Source organism: Streptococcus oralis (genome assembly GCF_003943395.1).
GTDB classification, from domain to species: Bacteria; Bacillota; Bacilli; order Lactobacillales; family Streptococcaceae; genus Streptococcus; species Streptococcus oralis_BF.
Genome location: NZ_RJPJ01000007.1, coordinates 22238 through 41199, shown reverse-complemented (window position 1 = coordinate 41199; position 18962 = coordinate 22238). Strand labels below are relative to the sequence as shown.

11 protein-coding genes are annotated in these 18962 nt (G+C 43.8%); 7 read left to right on the top strand and 4 right to left on the bottom strand.

Annotated elements, in window-relative coordinates; genetic code table 11:
* Positions 1–109: 109 nt before the first annotated feature.
* Entirely contained in the window at positions 110–5218 is a 5109-nt protein-coding gene (locus D8802_RS06455) for an SIALI-17 repeat-containing surface protein (RefSeq protein WP_125395226.1), read from the top strand.
* Positions 5219–5287: 69 nt separating this feature from the next.
* Here the strand turns inward: D8802_RS06455 and mraY are convergent, their stop codons facing one another.
* Genes mraY through rsmH form a run of 4 tightly spaced genes read right to left on the bottom strand, consistent with a single transcriptional unit; the run spans position 5288 to position 9807 of the window.
* The gene (mraY, locus tag D8802_RS06450; protein WP_125395225.1) at positions 5288–6268 is read right to left on the bottom strand and encodes a phospho-N-acetylmuramoyl-pentapeptide-transferase; all 981 of its coding nucleotides are present in this window, start codon (positions 6266–6268) and stop codon (positions 5288–5290) included.
* Between the two features lies 1 nt (position 6269).
* Complete coding sequence (gene pbp2x / locus D8802_RS06445) at positions 6270–8525, bottom strand: penicillin-binding protein PBP2X (RefSeq protein ID WP_125395224.1); 2256 nt, start codon at positions 8523–8525, stop codon at positions 6270–6272.
* A 3-nt stretch (positions 8526–8528) separates the two neighbouring features.
* Positions 8529–8846, bottom strand: coding sequence for a cell division protein FtsL (ftsL, locus tag D8802_RS06440; protein WP_000840795.1), 318 nt, complete (start codon positions 8844–8846; stop codon positions 8529–8531).
* A gap of 10 nt (positions 8847–8856) precedes the next feature.
* The gene (gene rsmH, locus D8802_RS06435; RefSeq protein ID WP_125395223.1) at positions 8857–9807 is read right to left on the bottom strand and encodes a 16S rRNA (cytosine(1402)-N(4))-methyltransferase RsmH; all 951 of its coding nucleotides are present in this window, start codon (positions 9805–9807) and stop codon (positions 8857–8859) included.
* A gap of 162 nt (positions 9808–9969) precedes the next feature.
* Here rsmH and D8802_RS06430 point away from each other — a divergent pair, with 162 nt between their 5' ends.
* The 6 genes from D8802_RS06430 (at position 9970) to D8802_RS06405 (ending at position 18913) form a co-directional block, all read left to right on the top strand.
* Positions 9970–10164 carry a helix-turn-helix transcriptional regulator gene (locus tag D8802_RS06430; protein WP_001082470.1) on the top strand — a complete coding sequence of 65 codons (195 nt, stop codon included), beginning with the start codon at positions 9970–9972 and terminating at the stop codon, positions 10162–10164.
* A gap of 15 nt (positions 10165–10179) precedes the next feature.
* Complete coding sequence (locus D8802_RS06425) at positions 10180–10722, top strand: DUF3278 domain-containing protein (RefSeq protein ID WP_125395222.1); 543 nt, start codon at positions 10180–10182, stop codon at positions 10720–10722.
* A 10-nt stretch (positions 10723–10732) separates the two neighbouring features.
* A complete protein-coding gene (locus D8802_RS06420; RefSeq protein ID WP_125395221.1) occupies positions 10733–11074 on the top strand; it encodes a hypothetical protein in 342 nt (113 codons plus the stop codon).
* A gap of 12 nt (positions 11075–11086) precedes the next feature.
* Positions 11087–11665 carry a DUF3278 domain-containing protein gene (locus D8802_RS06415; RefSeq protein WP_125395220.1) on the top strand — a complete coding sequence of 193 codons (579 nt, stop codon included), beginning with the start codon at positions 11087–11089 and terminating at the stop codon, positions 11663–11665.
* Positions 11662–12138 (top strand): glutathione peroxidase, encoded by a 477-nt coding sequence (locus tag D8802_RS06410; protein ID WP_125395219.1) that lies wholly within the window; start codon positions 11662–11664, stop codon positions 12136–12138. Before D8802_RS06415 ends, D8802_RS06410 begins: the two co-directional genes overlap by 4 nt.
* Positions 12139–12478: 340 nt before the next feature.
* Entirely contained in the window at positions 12479–18913 is a 6435-nt protein-coding gene (locus tag D8802_RS06405; RefSeq protein ID WP_125395218.1) for an alpha-L-fucosidase, read from the top strand.
* Positions 18914–18962 lie beyond the last annotated feature (49 nt).

The following is an 18962-nucleotide window of genomic DNA, read 5'->3' as shown; positions in this document are numbered from 1 at the left end:
TTATTTGCTATATTAAAATCATACAAACCTAATTGGACATTTATCGTTTAGAAAAGTACATATTATTTTTTTAAACAATAATGAATGCGCTTGCAAAAAGGAGGGTTTTATGAAAAAACACTTTTGGGAGAAATCCTGTCGCTATAGCATCCGCAAGCTGACGGTTGGGACTGCTTCTGTTTTACTGGGAGCTGTTTTTCTATCCAGTCATACAGTCTCAGCTGATGGTATTGAAGTGCAGCAAAATGACCCAAGTATTGTCGAGACTACAACTAAACCTGATAGTGGATCAGAGCAGATTGAACCGACCGAGACCACTAAACCAGCTCTAGTTGAGACTCCAAGTTCCGAAAGCAAGCCAGCTGAGGAGACTCCGAAGACAAATAGTCAAGCTAGTGAAGAAGCTAAAGAAAATAAGGAACCTGAAAAAGCAGATCAGCCTGTGACAAAACAAGAAAACTATCAACTCAACTACGATCAGCCAACAGCTCCCTCCTATGATGGATGGGAAAAACAAGCCCTTCCTGTCGGAAATGGAGAGATGGGAGCCAAGGTTTTCGGTCTAATTGGCGAAGAAAGAATCCAGTACAACGAAAAGACCCTCTGGTCAGGAGGACCACAACCCGATAGCACCGACTATAACGGTGGAAACTACAAGGACCGCTACAAGGTCTTAGCAGAGATACGTAAAGCCCTCGAAGCTGGTGACCGCCAAAAAGCAAAACAGCTAGCTGAACAAAATCTAGTCGGACCAAACAACGCCCAGTATGGACGTTACCTAGCCTTTGGAGATATCTTCATGGTCTTTAATAACCAGAAGAAAGGGTTAGATACTGTAACAGATTATCATCGTGGTTTGGATATCACTGAAGCCACTACGACAACTTCTTACACCCAAGATGGGACGACTTTCAAACGCGAAACCTTCTCCAGTTATCCTGATGATATCACTGTGACCCACTTGACCAAAAAAGGAAATAAGACACTTGACTTTACCCTTTGGAACAGCTTGACAGAAGACTTGCTTGCTAATGGCAACTACTCTTGGGAATATTCCAACTATAAGAATGGTCATGTCACTACAGATGCAAACGGAATCCTTCTAAAGGGAACTGTCAAAGATAACGGCCTCCAATTTGCATCCTATCTAGGAATTAAAACGGACGGAAAGGTGACTGTTCAGGACGAGACACTAACCGTTACAGGCGCAAGCTATGCGACCCTCTATCTCAGTGCCAAGACTAACTTTGCTCAGAATCCAAAAACCAACTATCGAAAAGACATTGACCTCGAAAAAACAGTTAAAGGGATTGTCGAAGCAGCGAAGGCCAAAGACTATGAGACACTGAAAAAGGCCCATATCAAGGAGTATCAAAGTCTCTTTAACCGCGTTAAACTAAATCTAGGTGGAAACAAGACTACTCAAACGACAAAAGAGGCCCTTCAAAGCTATAACCCTAGCAAAGGGCAAAAACTGGAAGAACTCTTCTTCCAATACGGACGTTATTTATTGATTAGTTCATCTCGTGATCGGACAGATGCCCTTCCTGCTAACCTACAAGGAGTCTGGAATGCTGTAGACAATCCACCTTGGAACGCTGACTACCACCTCAATGTCAATTTGCAAATGAACTATTGGCCTGCCTATATGAGCAATCTGGCTGAAACAGCCAAGCCAATGATCAATTACATTGACGACATGCGCTACTATGGTCGTATCGCTGCTAAGGAATACGCAGGTATCGAATCCAAAGACGGACAAGAAAATGGTTGGCTGGTCCACACCCAAGCGACACCATTTGGCTGGACTACTCCAGGCTGGAATTACTATTGGGGTTGGTCTCCAGCTGCTAATGCCTGGATGATGCAGAATGTCTATGACTACTATAAATTCACCAAGGATGAGACTTATCTCAAAGAAAAGATTTATCCAATGCTCAAGGAAACCGCTAAGTTCTGGAACTCCTTCTTGCATTATGACCAGGCCAGTGACCGTTGGGTGTCTTCTCCATCCTACTCACCAGAACACGGGACCATTACCATCGGAAATACCTTTGACCAGTCGCTAGTCTTGCAGCTATTCCACGACTACATGGAAGTCGCCAACCATCTGAATGTCGACCAAGACTTAGTCACAGAGGTCAAGGCTAAATTTGACAAACTAAAACCACTTCACATCAACAAAGAGGGACGCATTAAGGAATGGTACGAGGAGGACAGCCCCCAATTCACCAATGAAGGGATTGAAAATCACCACCGCCACGTTTCCCATCTAGTTGGTCTCTTCCCAGGTACGCTCTTTAGCAAAGATCAAGCTGAATACCTAGAAGCTGCGCGTGCTACCTTGAACCACCGTGGAGATGGGGGTACTGGTTGGTCTAAGGCAAATAAAATCAACCTCTGGGCTCGTCTGCTGGACGGTAACCGTGCCCATCGCTTACTCGCTGAACAGCTCAAGTATTCAACCCTAGAAAACCTTTGGGATACCCACGCGCCTTTCCAAATAGATGGAAACTTTGGGGCAACTAGTGGGATGGCAGAAATGCTCCTCCAATCTCATACAGGCTATATTGCACCATTGCCAGCCCTTCCTGATGCTTGGAAAGACGGTCAGGTTTCTGGCTTGGTTGCCCGCGGTAACTTTGAAGTCAGCATGAAGTGGAAAGATAAAAACCTGCAAAGCTTGTCCTTCCTTTCAAATGTCGGTGGAGACCTGGTTGTAGACTATCCAAAGATCGAAGCCAGTCAGATCAAGGTCAATGGCAAACCAGTCAAGGCAACTATCCTCAAAGATGGTCGCATCCAACTAGCAACACAAAAAGGTGACGTCATTACCTTTGAACACTTCCCTGGTCGTGTAACCAGTCTGACAGCAGTTCGACAAAATGGTGTCACTACCGAACTTACCTTCAACCAAGTAGAAGGCGCTACCCACTATGTCATCCAAAGACAAGTGAAAGACGCATCTGGCCAAACCTCTGTAAGCAGAGAATTTGTAACCAATCAAACCCACTTTATTGACCGCTCACTCGATCCTCAACTCGCCTACACTTATACTGTTAAGGCTATGCTGGGTAATGTTTCTACACAAGTCTCTGAACAAGCAACTGTAGAAACCCCTAGTGAATTGATGGATGATCGAGACGGCCGTATCCAGTACGGAGCTGCCTTTGGAAACTGGGCAGACTCAGAATTATTTGCAGGAACAGAGAAGTTTGCTGATCTTTCACGAGGAAACTACACTGACAAAGATTTAACTGCTACCATTCCTTTCACCGGCGTTGGTATCGAAATCTATGGACTGAAATCGTCTGAACTAGGTCTTGCCACTGCTAAAATTGATGGCAAAGAGGTCGGCGAGCTTGACTTCCATACTGCTGGGGCAACTGAAAAAGGTAGTCTCATCGGTCGCTTCGCAGGATTATCTGACGGATCTCATACACTGACTCTTAGTGTTAAACGTGAACACAAAGGACGTGGTAGTGAGCGCTCGAAAATTTCGTTAGACTACTTCAAGATTCTAGCAGGAACAGGTAATTCAATTGAAAAAATGGATGATCGCGACCCTCGTATCCAGTATGGTTCCCAGTTTAAGAACTGGTCTGACCCTGAACTCTACGGAGGTACCGAAAAATACGCTGATATCAACAACAGCGACTCTAGTGCAGCTTCAGAAGCTCAGGCAACTATTTCCTTTACAGGGACGGGCATTCGAATTTATGGCTTGAAGAGCCTCGCTCTTGGACGAGCAAGTGTTACACTAGATGGCAAAGAAATGCCAAGTCTAGACTTCTACACTTCAGGTGCAACCGAAAAGAGAGCCTTTATTGGCGAATTTACAAACCTTACTGACGGCCCGCACACCCTGACATTACAAGTTGACCCAGATTCGCCACAAGGTCGCAAGAAAATCTCTCTAGACTCCTTTGATATCATCAAAGCCCCTGCTGTTGGTATAGATAGCCCGAACATCGCGCCTCTTAAGGAAAATGACAAAACCATTTCCTTAAGCCTACCATCTGGAGATTGGGAAGCCATCGCAGTGACCTTCCCAGGTGTCAAAGATCCTCTAGTTTTGCGTAAGGTGGATGAAACGCATCTGGTTACAAGTGGAGATCAGACTATCCTATCAATCCAAGACAATCAAGTTCAAATCCCAATTCCTGACGAAACCAATCGCAAAGCTGGAAATGCCATTGAAGCTTATACCATTCAAGGAAATACCACAAGCAGCCCTATCGTAGCCGTCTTTACTAAAAAGGATGAAAAGAAAGTCGATGAGAAGCAACCAACTACAAGCAAGGGGGACGAACCAACTCCTACTGTAGAGAAACCTGAGTACACTGAACCTATCGGGACTGCTGGGCAAGAAGAGCCACCCACTGTAGAAATTCCTGAATACACCGAGCCTATCGGAACTGCTGGGCAAGAAGAGTCTCCTACTGTAGATAAGCCTGAATATACTGAACCTATCGGAACCGCAGGTCAAGAAGAGCCGCCTACAGTTGAAAAACCTGAATACACCGAGCCTATCGGGATTGCGGGGCAAGAAGAAGCTCCTATTGTTGAAAAACCTGAGTACACTGGCCCTATCAGAACTAGTGGAGATCAGGCTGCTCCAACCCTCACCCGACCTGAGTATCAGTTACGCACCTTGAAAGATAAAAAGACGGGTGTTGAAATTATCGGTGGAGCTACCGACTTAGAAGGAATCTCTCACATCTCTAGCCGACGCGTCCTAGCTCAAGAACTCTTTGGCAAGACCTATGATGCTTACGACCTACAGCTTAAAAATCCAAACGATCATAGCTTGCAGCCAAAAGGCTCTGTTCTGGTTCGCTTGCCTATTTCAGCTAAAGTAGAAAATGTCTACTACCTCACTCCGACCAAGGAATTGCAAGCCCTTGATTTCGACGTTCGAGATGGAAAGGTAGAATTCATCACTAATCATTTCAGTACCTATGCTGTCATCTATCAAGCTGCTGGAACAAGCTCTAACACAGAGGAAAAACCAAGTGCTTCAGATATAGAAACCTTAGCGCACGGCGCTGAAGACCTTTCAGCTAGTCCGATCCCTGCGAAAACTGGAAATCATTCTCCTAAAGAAGAACTTCCAGCAACAGGAGAAACGTCCAACCCACTCCTCTTCTTAGCAGGACTCAGCCTAGCCCTTACAGCCACTTTTATGTTAAAAGGAAGAAAGGATGACTCCAACTAACCTTTAAGCACACAAAAACAGGATGAAGATCACCTTCATCCTGTTTTATTTTGTCATCAAAAGTTATTTTTACAGTAGGTATAAAAAGGCTAGGGTCAAGAGACTTGCTAGAAGCCCAACTCCCCAAAAGAAGAAGTCAACCTTCCACTCGCTCCAAGGATTGCCCTTGCCTGAGAATCCTCCAAGCTCAAAATGGTGATGCACAGGTGTCATACGGAAAATACGCTTCCCACCACTAAGTTTGAAGTAGGTAACCTGCATCATAACAGAGCTTGTCTCAAAGACATAGATAATCCCAATCAGCAAAAGAGTCCATTCTTGGTGGAGGGCCATAGAGATTGCTGCCAGCATCCCACCTAGAGCCAAACTTCCAACATCACCCATGAAGACCTTGGCAGGCTTGTGATTAAAGACGAAGAAGCCTAGCAAACCACCAATCATGGCAAGAATCACAAGAAGGATATCCAGTTGATTTTGCATATAAGCAATCACACCGTAGGCCGATAAGCTAATCACCACTGAAATACTTGCTAAGCCGTCGATCCCGTCAGTCAGATTCACCGCATTTGAAAAGCCAACTAGCCAGAAAAGGGCAAAGAAAATATAGAAAATACCCAGGTGCACTTGGTAGCCAAAAACTGAGAGCATGTCGCCACCACGCTCATAAAAGAGGTAGAAAATCACTCCTCCAAGCAGCTGGAGAGCAAGTTTTTGCTTGGGATTTAAGCCTTCGTTGATCTTGCGAAAGACCTTGAGAAAATCGTCCAAAAAGCCTACCAAACCATATAAAACCAAGATAAACAAAATCATGCCTACATTGTTTGTCAATTGTTGGGTAAAGAGAGCGACAAGGAAGCTCACAACAACTGCAACAATAAGGAAGACAATACCTCCCATGGTTGGAGTCCCAGCTTTAGCTTGGTGTTGCTTGACATCCTCGTGCATCTGCTGTCCCGTAATCTGTGCTTTTCGATAAAATCGGATAAAGGCTGGAATACCTATCAAGGTCAGTAGAAAGGCTAGAACTCCAGCACTAATGGAACTAATCATCTTAATCTCCTAAAGTTATTTTCATTTTTTTAATGTCTTTGAGGGCTGTATTGGCACGGACACTTTGTTTCTTGACCGTTTTGCCACTACCTTCCCACTCGACTTCTATATTCAGCCATTTGGCAAATGTTTGCACATTTTCATCTGTCCAGCCGTACATATCAGGCATTTCTTCGACCTTATCTGACAGGATCAAGATCTGCTGATTGGCTTCCAAATTATCTCCTTCAGAAACCGAGAGATCCTTGATCTTGGTTCCTGTTCCAATAACGATTGGTTGGACAAGGTTACGACGCAATTCTTCTGCTAAGTCACCCGGAGTAAAGTCCTTGGTAGCCGGCATAGCATAGCTTGTCGTCTTGCTGACCTGATCCAAGTTCTTAGCGGTTGACTGAAGATTGAGGGATTCTTTCATGGCAGAAGCCCGCTCAAGGATTGGGTTGGCAAACTCCCCAAGCTGAATATCCGAATAATGCTCTGGCTGTTGCACCGTCACATAGAGGATAAAGTCAGGATTTTCTGCAGGATGCATCGACACAACAGAGAAGATATAGTTGGTTTCACCTGTTAGGTAGCCACCATTCTTCTCATCAGCAATCTGAGCAGTTCCTGATTTTAGGGCAATATTCTGACCTGGGACATTGACAGTTGGCATTCCTGTACGGTGATTGTACATGGTACCGTAGACAGGATCTGTTCCGACCATGACCATGTGGTCTCGAGTAGAGGATGCAGCCGCTTTTGACACAGGGTTTCCAACAATTTCCTTTTGAGACTTACGGACAGACTGATCATTTGGATCATAGATAGCACTGATAAATTTCGGCTCCAACATAACCCCATCGTTGGCAATAGATGTAAAAGCACGAAGCATCTGGGTCTGGGTAACAGAAATCCCTTGACCAAATGAACTTTGAGCAATATTGACAATGTTATCCGCAGGTAATTGACCTGTGTACTCATCTGCCAGACCAAAACGGGTCGGCACCCCAAACTTAAAGCGGTTAAGATAGTCCAGCCAGGTTGCATCTCCCATCTTTTGCTCAAGCAAGGTCATCCCGATATTACTTGAATGGGCAAAACCTTGAGAGAAGGTCATGGTACCACCACTGGTCAACCCTTCATTGACGTCCCAGTCTCGAATAGTCGCATCTGCTATTTTCAATTCACTACTGTTAAAGGATTCGCCACCAGGGAAGGTATTGTTATCAATGGCTGAGGCCAACATCATCACCTTCATAGTGGATCCTGGCTCGTAGTTGCTTTGATAGAGGATATCACGCCAGACAAAGTCTTTTGTGATGCCATCCTTGGTATCTGCATTAAAGGTCGGCCGTTGAGTTGTAGCCAGGATTTCCCCTGTCTTAGCGCTGACCAAGGTAGCCGTCATGTACTTGCCTTTTACTTTTTCTTGGAAGAGATCCATCTGGGTTTCCATAAAGGACTGCAAAGGACTGGAAAGAGTCGTATAGACATCTTTTCCATCTACTGTTTGTTGCGAGGCTTGTTCTGTTCCTGGAACAATATTTCCCAAAGGATCCTTTTCATAAGTAATGATTCCATCAGTCCCTGCAAGGATATTATTCAAGGAGCTTTCCATCCCTGATGTCCCAATTAAGCGTTTTGTGCCATCCTCATTTTCATGAAGTTGTGCGAGTCCGATAAAGGAAGAAGCAAACTGTCCATTGGGATAACTACGGTTAGGGCTAGTTGTAAAGTCAACTCCCTCCACGCCAGCAGTTTTGAGGTCATTTTTAATAGCCATCATATTGGCATAGGTGATCCCATTTCCCTTGGTACCAAAGGATACCTGTTTCAGATCTGGCTGAGAAAGCTGTTCTTTGACATAGGACTCCTCCATATCCAGATACTTATGGAAAATTTCAGCCACCTTATTAAATTGAGAATCCTCTACATAGAGTATCTTACCTGTTGCTGACTTGTAGGTCTTGTCAATAACGGCATAGATATTATAAGATGTCGCATCCTCTGCAATAGGCGTACCATTACGATCATAAATAGTTCCCCGTTTTGCAGGAATCGTCTTGGTTGTTTGGTGAACCTTTTTAGCCTCTTTGACCAAGTTCTTGCCAAATTTACTACCCGTTCCGATAATGACCGCAAAGTTAACCAAAAAGACAGCGAAGAGTATGACAGCCAATAAACTCAGACTTTTCCCTACTCTTCGGCGGTTTTCTTCTGGAGATTTACGGTTACGAACGGCATAACGGATGATTTTTTCTTTCCACTGTTTCATTTCTTACTCCGCTGCTCGGATATTTTCGTTATTCAGCTGCAAATCCTTGGAGTTTGCAATTTCTTTCAAACGTTCTGAACGAATCAATTCATTGACCTCTTGCTTGGCATCGTCTAGCTCGGTTTTCTTTTCTTCGATTTGAGCATTGACCTTGGTCAGTTCATTCTGAACTTGTAATAGCTTGGTCTGCATAAACACAACGCTAATTGCCAGGATAATCATTGTTGCGGCAATCGAAACATAGAAGGCCTTTTCCACACGTGAAAAACCTTTAAACTTCGTTTGCAATAACTGGCTTGTTTTTTCGATTCTTTCTGCCATGTTTTTCCTCTTACTTATGAATTTTTTTAGCCACGCGCAACTTGGCTGAATGCGAACGGTTGTTGGCCTCTAGCTCTTCGGCACTTGGCAAGATTGGCTTGCGAGATACCAATTCCATCTTGGGCTTAAGATCGTCTGGAATGAAAGGCAAGCCTTTGGGAACTTCCACTGTTGAAGCCTCCTTAAACAACTGCTTGGTCAAGCGGTCTTCCAGCGAATGGAAAGTAATGACTGAGATTCTACCATCCAGAGCCAGCATGTCCATGGCCTGCTGGATGGATTCATCTGCAGCGCCCAGCTCATCATTGACCTCGATTCGAATAGCTTGAAAAATCTGCTTGGCAGGATGTCCCTTTTTCTTGAGTTCCTTGGCAGGCTTGGCCGACTTGATAATCTCTGCCAACTCCGTCGTTGTCTCAATTGGTTTCACCTCACGCGCTTGCTCAATCTTGCGGGCAATCTGTTTAGAAAATTTATCCTCACCATACTTGAAAAAGATCCGAACCAAGTCATGATAGTCATAATGATTGACCACCTCATAGGCTGTCAGACTAGCTTCCTGATTCATCCGCATATCCAGTGGCGCATCCTTTTTATAAGAAAAACCACGTTCACGCTGATCCAGCTGAGGACTGGACACTCCCAAGTCATAACAAATTCCATCAATTTCCTGGACACCAGCCTCCTGCAAACGTGCCTGCAAATGACGGAAGTTATCCTTGATAAAGGTTACCATCCCCTTTTCGATATAGGGTGCCAACCGTTTTTGCGCATTGTCAATAGCATTCTGGTCCTGGTCAAAGGCATAGAGATGCCCTTTTTCGCTCAATTTACTTAATAAATATTCGCTATGGCCTGCTCCGCCCAAAGTCGCATCAACGTAGATACCGTCAGGTTTTACGTCAAGCATATCAATCGTTTCATGAAGCAAGACCGTTACATGATGAAATTCTTTTGTCATATCTTATCTATTTTACCACAAATCTGACCAGCTTGCACTTGTCAGACAAGGCTAAGTTTCTTCGAAAAAAATTCTCAAAAATATGTCATATATACTTGACATCTCTTCCCCGAAAGAATATAATATAGTCAAATATATACGACATATCAGAAAGGAGACCCTATGAATCGTGTGAAAGAATTCCGCAAGGAACTGGGCATTTCTCAGCTCGAGCTCGCCAAAGATATCGGTGTCTCGAGACAGACCATCAACATGATTGAAAACGACAAGTACAATCCTACTCTAGAACTCTGTCTCAACCTCGCCCGCAGCCTCCAAACTGACCTCAACAGTCTCTTTTGGGAGGACGATTTTTAAAAAAGGAGCAAACAAATGAAAAAAGAAACTCTCACTGAAAGACTCATCAAACGCATATACGGTATTTCTGGTCCCCTTGACGAACACAAACGGCGCGAGGCCGATCGTATCGGGAATCAGGTCTTTATTGTCCTCTTTTATCTGATGACATTTGGCAATCTTATCCCGCTCGTTCTTGCCTATAAATATCCGCAAATTGTCGCTATCGGCTATCCTCTCGTGGTGTTTGGCATTTCGATAGTAGCTGCCCTCTATGTGGTCTCCCAAACCAAGAAAACAGGCATCACAGCCATTGATCCCGAAATGCTGAGTGATAAAGAAAGTAAGCAACTACATTACCCTGGTTTGAAAGCTGGGATAGTCTATGGATTAATGAGTTTTTTTGTAACCCCTCTTCTCCATATACTGCTAGGTGAGAGTCAGGACTATCTTCAGTATCTTCTCGCTTTTAAAAATATTTTTTCAAGTATCCTCCAGTCTGTCTTCTTTGGAGTGGTTATACAGATTCTCATCTCCCGTCGCATTGCAAAATACAAAAAAGACCAAGAAGACGACTAGGAGGTTCCTTATGAAATCACTAGCTAGACTACTGATCAGTCATGTTTTTATCAGTATCTTTATTACCTTTTTCCTACTTTCTGGACATATTGAGCATCCTTTCTTGATTATCTTTCTTTTATTCCTTCCTGTATTGAACAAGGGACAGAGATTCCAGAAAATTCAATCAAAAAAAATACGTCTTCTAAACGTATCTCTCTGTTTTATCCTCGTATCCTTTCCACAACTTTTAACAAATCCTATGGATTGGAGATATCTGGTATTTCTAATAATCTGTATCATTTTTAGTTTGGTTTACTTCTATACTCTCTATCAACTCTTTAAAGAAGTCAATCAAAAATCGCTCATTTAGGAGATTACTCCCATGAAAAAAGAAGATTTCACCACTCGCTTACTTAAGTTATTCTTTCACATACAAGGGCCTTTTGATGAATGCCGCCAAGAGATGATTTACAAGGTTTGTGCCCGTACCTTGATCCAAATCGTTTACTCCTCCCTCCTACTCTTCTTGTTCTATCTCCTATTTGGACGCTTCATAGAGTTGGTTCGAGATGCCATGCCCTACCTCTATTTTGGACTTATCTTCGTCCTCTCATCTAGGGCGAGACTAGCAATTCGCGACTTACATTTAGACAAGGATGACCCGTCCGAAATCCATCACAAAAGCTACAGCAAAAGTCAAATCAAAGTTCGTAGTTGGGGTGTATTCCTCAGCATTCAGCTTGTTCTCTTTCTCTTACTAATCTTTCATAAACTCTTTGTTCAGCATCTTCCCCTCGATACCTTTTGGGACAATCTCTCCCACTTCGATAAAACGCTCCCTTTACTAATCTTAGGTTTGGGAATTGGTGCCATCTTTGGAACCATGACCTACGCCTTTTTATCAGAAAACGAGATGAAACACTCTGAATCAGGAATGCATAAGGAGAATATAGAAAAATGACCAGTATATATGATTTTTCCGTTTTAGACCAAAACAACCAAGCAACTTCCCTAGAGAGCTATCGTGGCAAGGTTCTCTTGATTGTCAACACTGCTACAGGATGTGGTTTAACGCCCCAGTACCAGGGGCTTCAAGAACTCTATGAACGCTATCAAGATCAGGGCTTCGAAATATTGGATTTCCCTTGCAATCAGTTTATGGGACAAGCACCCGGCAGCGCAGAGGAAATCAATAGCTTCTGTAGCCTACATTATCAGATAACTTTCCCTCGCTTTGCCAAGATCAAGGTCAACGGCAAGGAAGCAGATCCTCTTTATGTTTGGCTAAAAGACCAGAAATCTGGCCCGCTAGGAAAACGAATCGAATGGAATTTTGCTAAGTTTCTCATTGGTCGAGATGGGCAAGTCCTTGAGCGCTTCTCTTCCAAAACAGACCCCCAAACCATCCAAGAGTCTCTCCAAAAAATACTCTAATTTCTTTTTAAAACGTATCCTTTCATTTAGTTAGAGCCATGAAAGGATGCGTTTTTTCTTTAAAAAGTAACTGATTTTCTTTAATTTATATTTATTTTTTTGCTTTTTGCTATTGCAATTCTTTCATTAATTTAGTATATTTGTTATATTAAAAGTTTTCAGTCATTTTAAGGGAGAAATGACCTTTTAAATTTTTCATCTTAAAATGAAAGCGCTTTATAAGCAGGAGGTAAGGTGGCTTATAATTATCAGAGAGTTTTTTCATTAAATTAAGTTGTAACCAAGTCAGACTTGGGCTCGGGCAGTAGCTGACTGCCTTTCTAAAAACTAGGAGTATATTATGAATCGATACCTTTTTGAAAAAGGGCAAACTTTTAGCATTCGGAAGTTGACTGTAGGTGTGGCCTCTGTTATCGTCGGACTGGCATTTTTTGCTTCTGGAACTGTGCGTGCAGACGAAACGTCTCCTACCACAACATCCAATTTAGATCAGCAAGTTAAACAAGTCGCAGATATAGAAGAGACCAAGGTTGAACCAGTCAAAGAAGAAGGCCGTGTAGAAGCTGAAAAACAAGAAACACCTGTTGCAGATACCAACAGTGCTGACTTGCTCCCTGAAGACATTCAGGACCGTGCCTATCCCGACACACCTGTCAAAGAACTCGATACGACTACTATCGTTGACCAAAAAGCTAGTCCAAAAGTAGAAACTAAGAGCATTCTAAAGGACAAGGAAGAAGCTCCAAAAGAAGCTGAGAACGGAAATCGTGCCATCATTAACGGTGGACAAGACCTCAAACACATCAACTACGAGGGACAACCTGCTACTGCTGCTACTATGGTCTACAGCATTTATAATGGTGGGACTCAACGATACATCGTTTCTGGCTCTGGTATTTTCGTAGCTCCTAACGTCTTTTTGACAGTTGCGCACAACTTTTTAGACAAAGAGGGGCATGTTCGCGGCGGAGACTCCGCGCGCTTCTATTACAATCTAGGATCCAATGCTCCTGTTAAGAATTCTCAGCCAAATTCAGGAAATACCACACTCTTCCAAGAAAAAGATATCCACTTCTGGAACAAAGAAGAGTTTAGCAAGGGATACCAAAATGACTTGGCAGCAGTTGTATCACCTGTCCCTATACAAATTGCAAGCCCAAATAAAGCAGCAACTTTTGTACCACTCGCTGAGCATAAGACTTACAAAGCAGGAGACCCTGTCAGCACGATTGGTTATCCAACTGACTCTAGTTCGAAAGAACTCAAACAGCCTATCGTAGCTGGCCAACTCTATAAGGCTGACGGCAAGGTAAAATCCGTTGATCCTTATGATGACAAGGGAGCTACTGGCATCACTTACCAAACAACTTCTGTATCTGGTTTGTCTGGTGGTGGAATTATCAATGGTGATGGAAAAGTCATCGGCGTACATCAACACGGAACGGTTGACAACGGTGTCCCTGAGAAAGATCGCTTTGGTGGCGGACTTGTCCTCTCTCCTGAACAACTCAAATGGGTCAAAGATATCATTGACAAATATGGTGTCAAGGGCTGGTATCAAGGGGATAATGGCAAACGTTATTACTTTACACCCGAAGGTGAAATGCTTAGAAATAAGACAGCTGTCATCGGAGAAAATCAGTATTCCTTTGATGAGAGCGGTGTCGCTACTCTAGTCAAGGGAATTGATTACGGACGTGTTGTTATCCAGCACGTGGACGAAGCAGGCAATACAGTTAAAGAAAACGATACTTTCTTAGACAAAACAGAAGTGGGAACTGGCTTTGACTATGATTTCAAGAAAGCAATCACTCCAACCGAATTCTACAAGCAAAATCTAGAAAAATACCATATTGTTTCCATCGATGGGGTCGAGATTCAGAAGCAACTAAAAGACGAGTGGAACCACAATGTCGTTAGCAAGACAGCTCCTGGAACCCGTGTCATCAAGGTGGTTTATAAAGTCAATAAAGGCTCTTTCAAAGTTTACTACCGTCAAAAAGGAACAACTACTGAACTAGCGGAAGCGACAGTTGATAACAATGACGGCCAAGAGTATGACATTTCCTTTGTCAACACCTTCCATGCAAAAGGCATTGCTGGCTACCGTCCAGTAAAAGCTAGTTTGGAAGCAACTATCCAGCAAAAAGGTGTGAATGAGGTCGTCTTTGAATACGAGCCAATCGCTGATACATCCAATCCAACGACACCGACTCAACCAGTGGCTCATCCAGAAGATAAAGAAACCGAAATTGGCAATCATGGACCTCTTCCAAGCAAGGCCCAACTCGATTACCACAAGGAAGAATTGGCAGCTTTCATCCACTACGGAATGAACACCTATACCAATTCTGAATGGGGAAATGGGAAAGAAGATCCCCGATACTTCAATCCAACCAACTTGGATACTGACCAGTGGATTCGTACTCTGAAGGAAACTGGCTTCAAACGAACCATTATGGTTGTTAAGCACCACGACGGATTCGTTGCTTACCCTTCTAAGTACACCAACCATACCGTAGCCGCTAGCCCATGGAAAGATGGTAAGGGTGACCTTCTCGAAGAAGTTTCCAAGTCTGCTAGCAAGTATGACATGAACATGGGGGTTTACCTATCACCATGGGATGCCAACCATCCTAAATACCATGTTGCAACCGAAAAAGAATACAATGAATACTATCTCAACCAACTGAAAGAAATCCTTGGTAATCCGAAATACGGTAATAAAGGGAAATTTATCGAGGTTTGGATGGACGGTGCGCGTGGTAGCGGTGCCCAAAAAGTAACCTATACCTTTGATGAATGGTTCAAATACATCAAAGAAGCTGAAGGAGATATTGCTATCTTCTCTGCTCAACCGACAAGCGTTCGCTGGATCGGAAATGAACGGGGGATCGCAGGTGACCCTGTATGGCATAAAGTCAAACGGGCCAACATCACAGACGATGTGAAAAACGAATACCTCAACCATGGTGACCCAGATGGTGATATGTACTCTGTAGGGGAAGCTGACGTTTCGATCCGTTCAGGCTGGTTCTACCACGACAATCAACAGCCGAAATCACTCAAAGAGTTGATGGACATCTACTTCAAGTCTGTTGGTCGTGGAACGCCACTCCTTCTCAATATTCCACCAAATAAAGAAGGAAAATTCGCTGATGCAGATGTGGCTCGCTTGAAGGAATTCAAGGCAACCCTAGACCAAATGTATGCGACTGACTTTGCCAAAGGTGCCACTGTAACAGCAAGTTCGACTCGTCAAAACCACCTTTACAAAGAAAGCCACCTCACAGACGGTAAAGATGACACCAGCTGGGCGCTCTCAAATGATGCCACAACTGGTAGCTTTACAGTCGATTTGGGACAAAAGAGACGCTTTGACGTCGTTGAACTCAAGGAAGACATCGCCAAAGGGCAACGTATCTCTGGTTTCAAGATTGAAGTCGAAATCAACGGACGTTGGGTGACTTACGGCGAAGGTTCGACCGTTGGTTACCGTCGCTTGGTTCAAGGAAAGCCTGTAGAAGCACAAAAAATCCGTGTAACCATCACTGGTGCTCAAGCAACTCCAATCTTGAACAACTTCTCAGTCTATAAGACACCAAGTAGCATTGAAAAGACAGATGGCTACCCTCTTGGACTGGAATACCACTCAAATACAACAGCGGATACAGCCGGAACAACTTGGTACAATGAATCTGAAGGTGTTCGTGGCACTTCTATGTGGACCAACAAAAAAGATGCCAAAGTAAGCTATACCTTCACAGGAACCAAGGCCTATGTCGTCTCTACAGTCGACCCAGGTCATGGAGAAATGTCCGTCTACGTTGATGGTCAAAAGGTTGCAGATGTACAAACTAAGAATGCTAGCCGTAAACGTAGCCAAAAAGTCTTTGAGACAGGCGATTTAGCACCTGGTCAACATACTATTACTCTTGTAAACAAAACAGGCGAACCAATTGCTACAGAAGGAATCTACACCCTAAACAATGATAGTAAAGGGATGTTTGAACTCGAGTCTACCAACTACGAAGTCGAAAAAGGAAAACCAGTCACTGTTAAGATTAAACGTGTTGGTGGAAGCAAGGGGGCTGCTACTGTTCGCTTCATCACAGAACCTGGAACTGGAGTTCACGGTAAAGTTTACCAAGATACAACTCAAGATGTGACTTTTAAAGACGGAGAAACAGAAAAGACTGTTACCATCCCAACGATTGACTTTACAGAACAAGCCGACTCTGTCTTTGACTTCAAAGCCAAGCTCACTTCTGTCACTGATGGTGCCCTGCTCGGTTTCGCTACCGATGCAACCATCCAAGTGATGAAAGCCGAATTGCTGACCAAGGACCAAACAAGCTATGATGACCAAGCTAGTCAGTTGGATTACAGTCCTGGCTGGCACCATGAAACCAATTCGGCAGGCAAGTACCAAAAAACGGAGTCTTGGGCATCCTTTGGTCGCTTAACTGATGAGCAAAAGAAAAAGACAACTGTCACAGCCTACTTCTACGGTACTGGACTTGATATCAAGGGATATGTTGATCCAAATCATGGTATCTACAAAGTCTTCCTAGATGGCAAAGAAGTTCCTTACCAAGATGGCATGGGAAATGCTTCAACTATTGATGGTAAGAAATACTTTAGCGGTCGTGCAGCCCAACGCCAAGGCAATCAAACTCTGGTTAGCCTAAAAGGTCTGGACGAAAACTTGCACGCAGTCACCCTTCAACTAGATCCTGATCGAAACGATTTGTCTCGAAATATCGGTATTCAAGTGGACCAATTCATCACTCGTGGCGAAGGTAGTGAACTCTACAGCAAGGCAGATATCATCCAGTCTATCTCAAAATGGAAAGATGATCTGTCCAACTTTGACCCAGCAGGCTTGAAAAATACGGCTACTGCACGCCAAGCTTTCCAAGCAAATCTAGAAAAATTGAGAAACCAACTCAGTGCTGATGCAGTGGATGTTCAAGATGTCATGTTGACGGTCAGTGCCCTACAAGATATCCTATCCAAGGATGAGAACTATCAAAGAGGCCAAGAGGAGCCTAGTCCAGAGCAACCGGAACAGCCAGAAGAACCTGAGAAACCTAACCAGCCTGAGCAACCAGCTGAACCAAAACAACCGGAAATCGAGTATGATAAGGCTATTGACAGCTTGACAAAAGCTATCGAGAAAAAAGTCACTGAGCTTGGATCCAACAAGGAAGCTAAGAAGAAATTGTTAGCAATTGCTGACCAAGCCATTGCTACAATTCAAGAGGCCAAGACTCAAGAAGAAGTTAATAAAGCGCTAGAATCCGCTCTTGAACAAATTAGCAAGCTTGAAGCAGCTAAGCCTGAAAAACCGGCTGAACCAAAACAACCGGAAATTGAATATGATAAGGCTATGGACAGCTTGACAAAAGCTATCGAGAAAAAAGTCGCTGAGCTTGGATCCAACAAGGAAGCTAAGAAGAAATTATTAGAAATTGCTGACCAAGCCATTGCTGCAATCCAAGAAGCTAAAACTCAGGAAGCAGTCAATCAAGCGCTAGAAACTGCTCTCGAACAAATCAGCAAGCTCGAAGCAACCCAGCCTGAAAATCCAGCTGAACCTGAGAAACCTGCTCAACCTGAAAAACCAGTTCAACCTGAAAAACCAGTTCAACCTGAAAAACCGGCTGAACCTGAAAAACCGGCTGAACCTGAAAAACCGGCTGAACCTGAAAAACCGGCTGAACCTGAAAAACCGGCTGAACCTGAAAAACCGGCTGAGCCTGAGAAACCGGCTGAACCTGAGAAACCGGCGCAACCGGAAACTCCAGTTCAACCTGAAAAGCCTGCTCAGCCTGAAAAACCGGCTGAACCTGGAAAACCGACTAAACCTGAAAAACCAGCTGAGCCTGAAAAACCTGCTCAACCTGAGAAACCGATGACTTCTTCAATTCCTGCAGAAGGAGTGACGAACCTTATCTTTGAACTTCCAAGTTTAGAAGTTGTCAATAAGGTGATACCATTCAAGACTATACGTCGTGAAAATGCCCAATTAGATAAAGGAAAAGAGCAGGTTCTATCAGAAGGAAAAGACGGTCTCTTAGTCGAGTATGTTGAAGTGGACGGTGACAAGCGCAAGGTTGTCCAAACGGAAACAACCCCAGCTCAAGAGCGAGTGATTGAGGTTGGCACTAAACAAAGTTCAGTAGGAACAGAGGCGCCACCTGTTGTGACCCTTCCTGAGCACCCTCTACCAGCTCAACCTGAAAAACCAATTACTTCTTCAAGTCCTGAGGAAGGGGTCAAGGACCTTGTCTTTACACTTCCAAGTTTGGAAATCGTCAATAAGACAGTACCGTTCAAGACTATCCGTCGCGAAAACCCACAATTAGACAAAGGAAAAGAGCAAGTTCTATCAGAAGGGAAAGACGGTCTCTTAGTCGAGTATGTTGAAGTGGACGGTGACAATCGCAAGGTTCTCCAAACAGAAGCAACTCCAGCTCAAGATCGAGTTATTGAGGTAGGTAGCAAACAAAGCTCAGTTGGAACAGAGGCACCACCAGTTGTGACTCTTCCTGAGTATGTTCTACCAAGAGAGACTGAAAAAACTGCTCCAGCCGTAACAGATAATTCATCATCAAAAGATGAAAAAGCTCCTGTTACAGCTACAATCAAAGAAGATAAGGAAAGAGAACTCCCTGCAACCGGGGAACAAGAAACAACTGCCTTCCTCTTCTTGGCAGCCATTACTTCTATCTTATCTCTCCTCATCTTCCAAAAGAATTTCAAAGACTAATAACCCTCTTTGATTGATTCTTTCTAATTATTCAGTTCCCCCGTTGAGA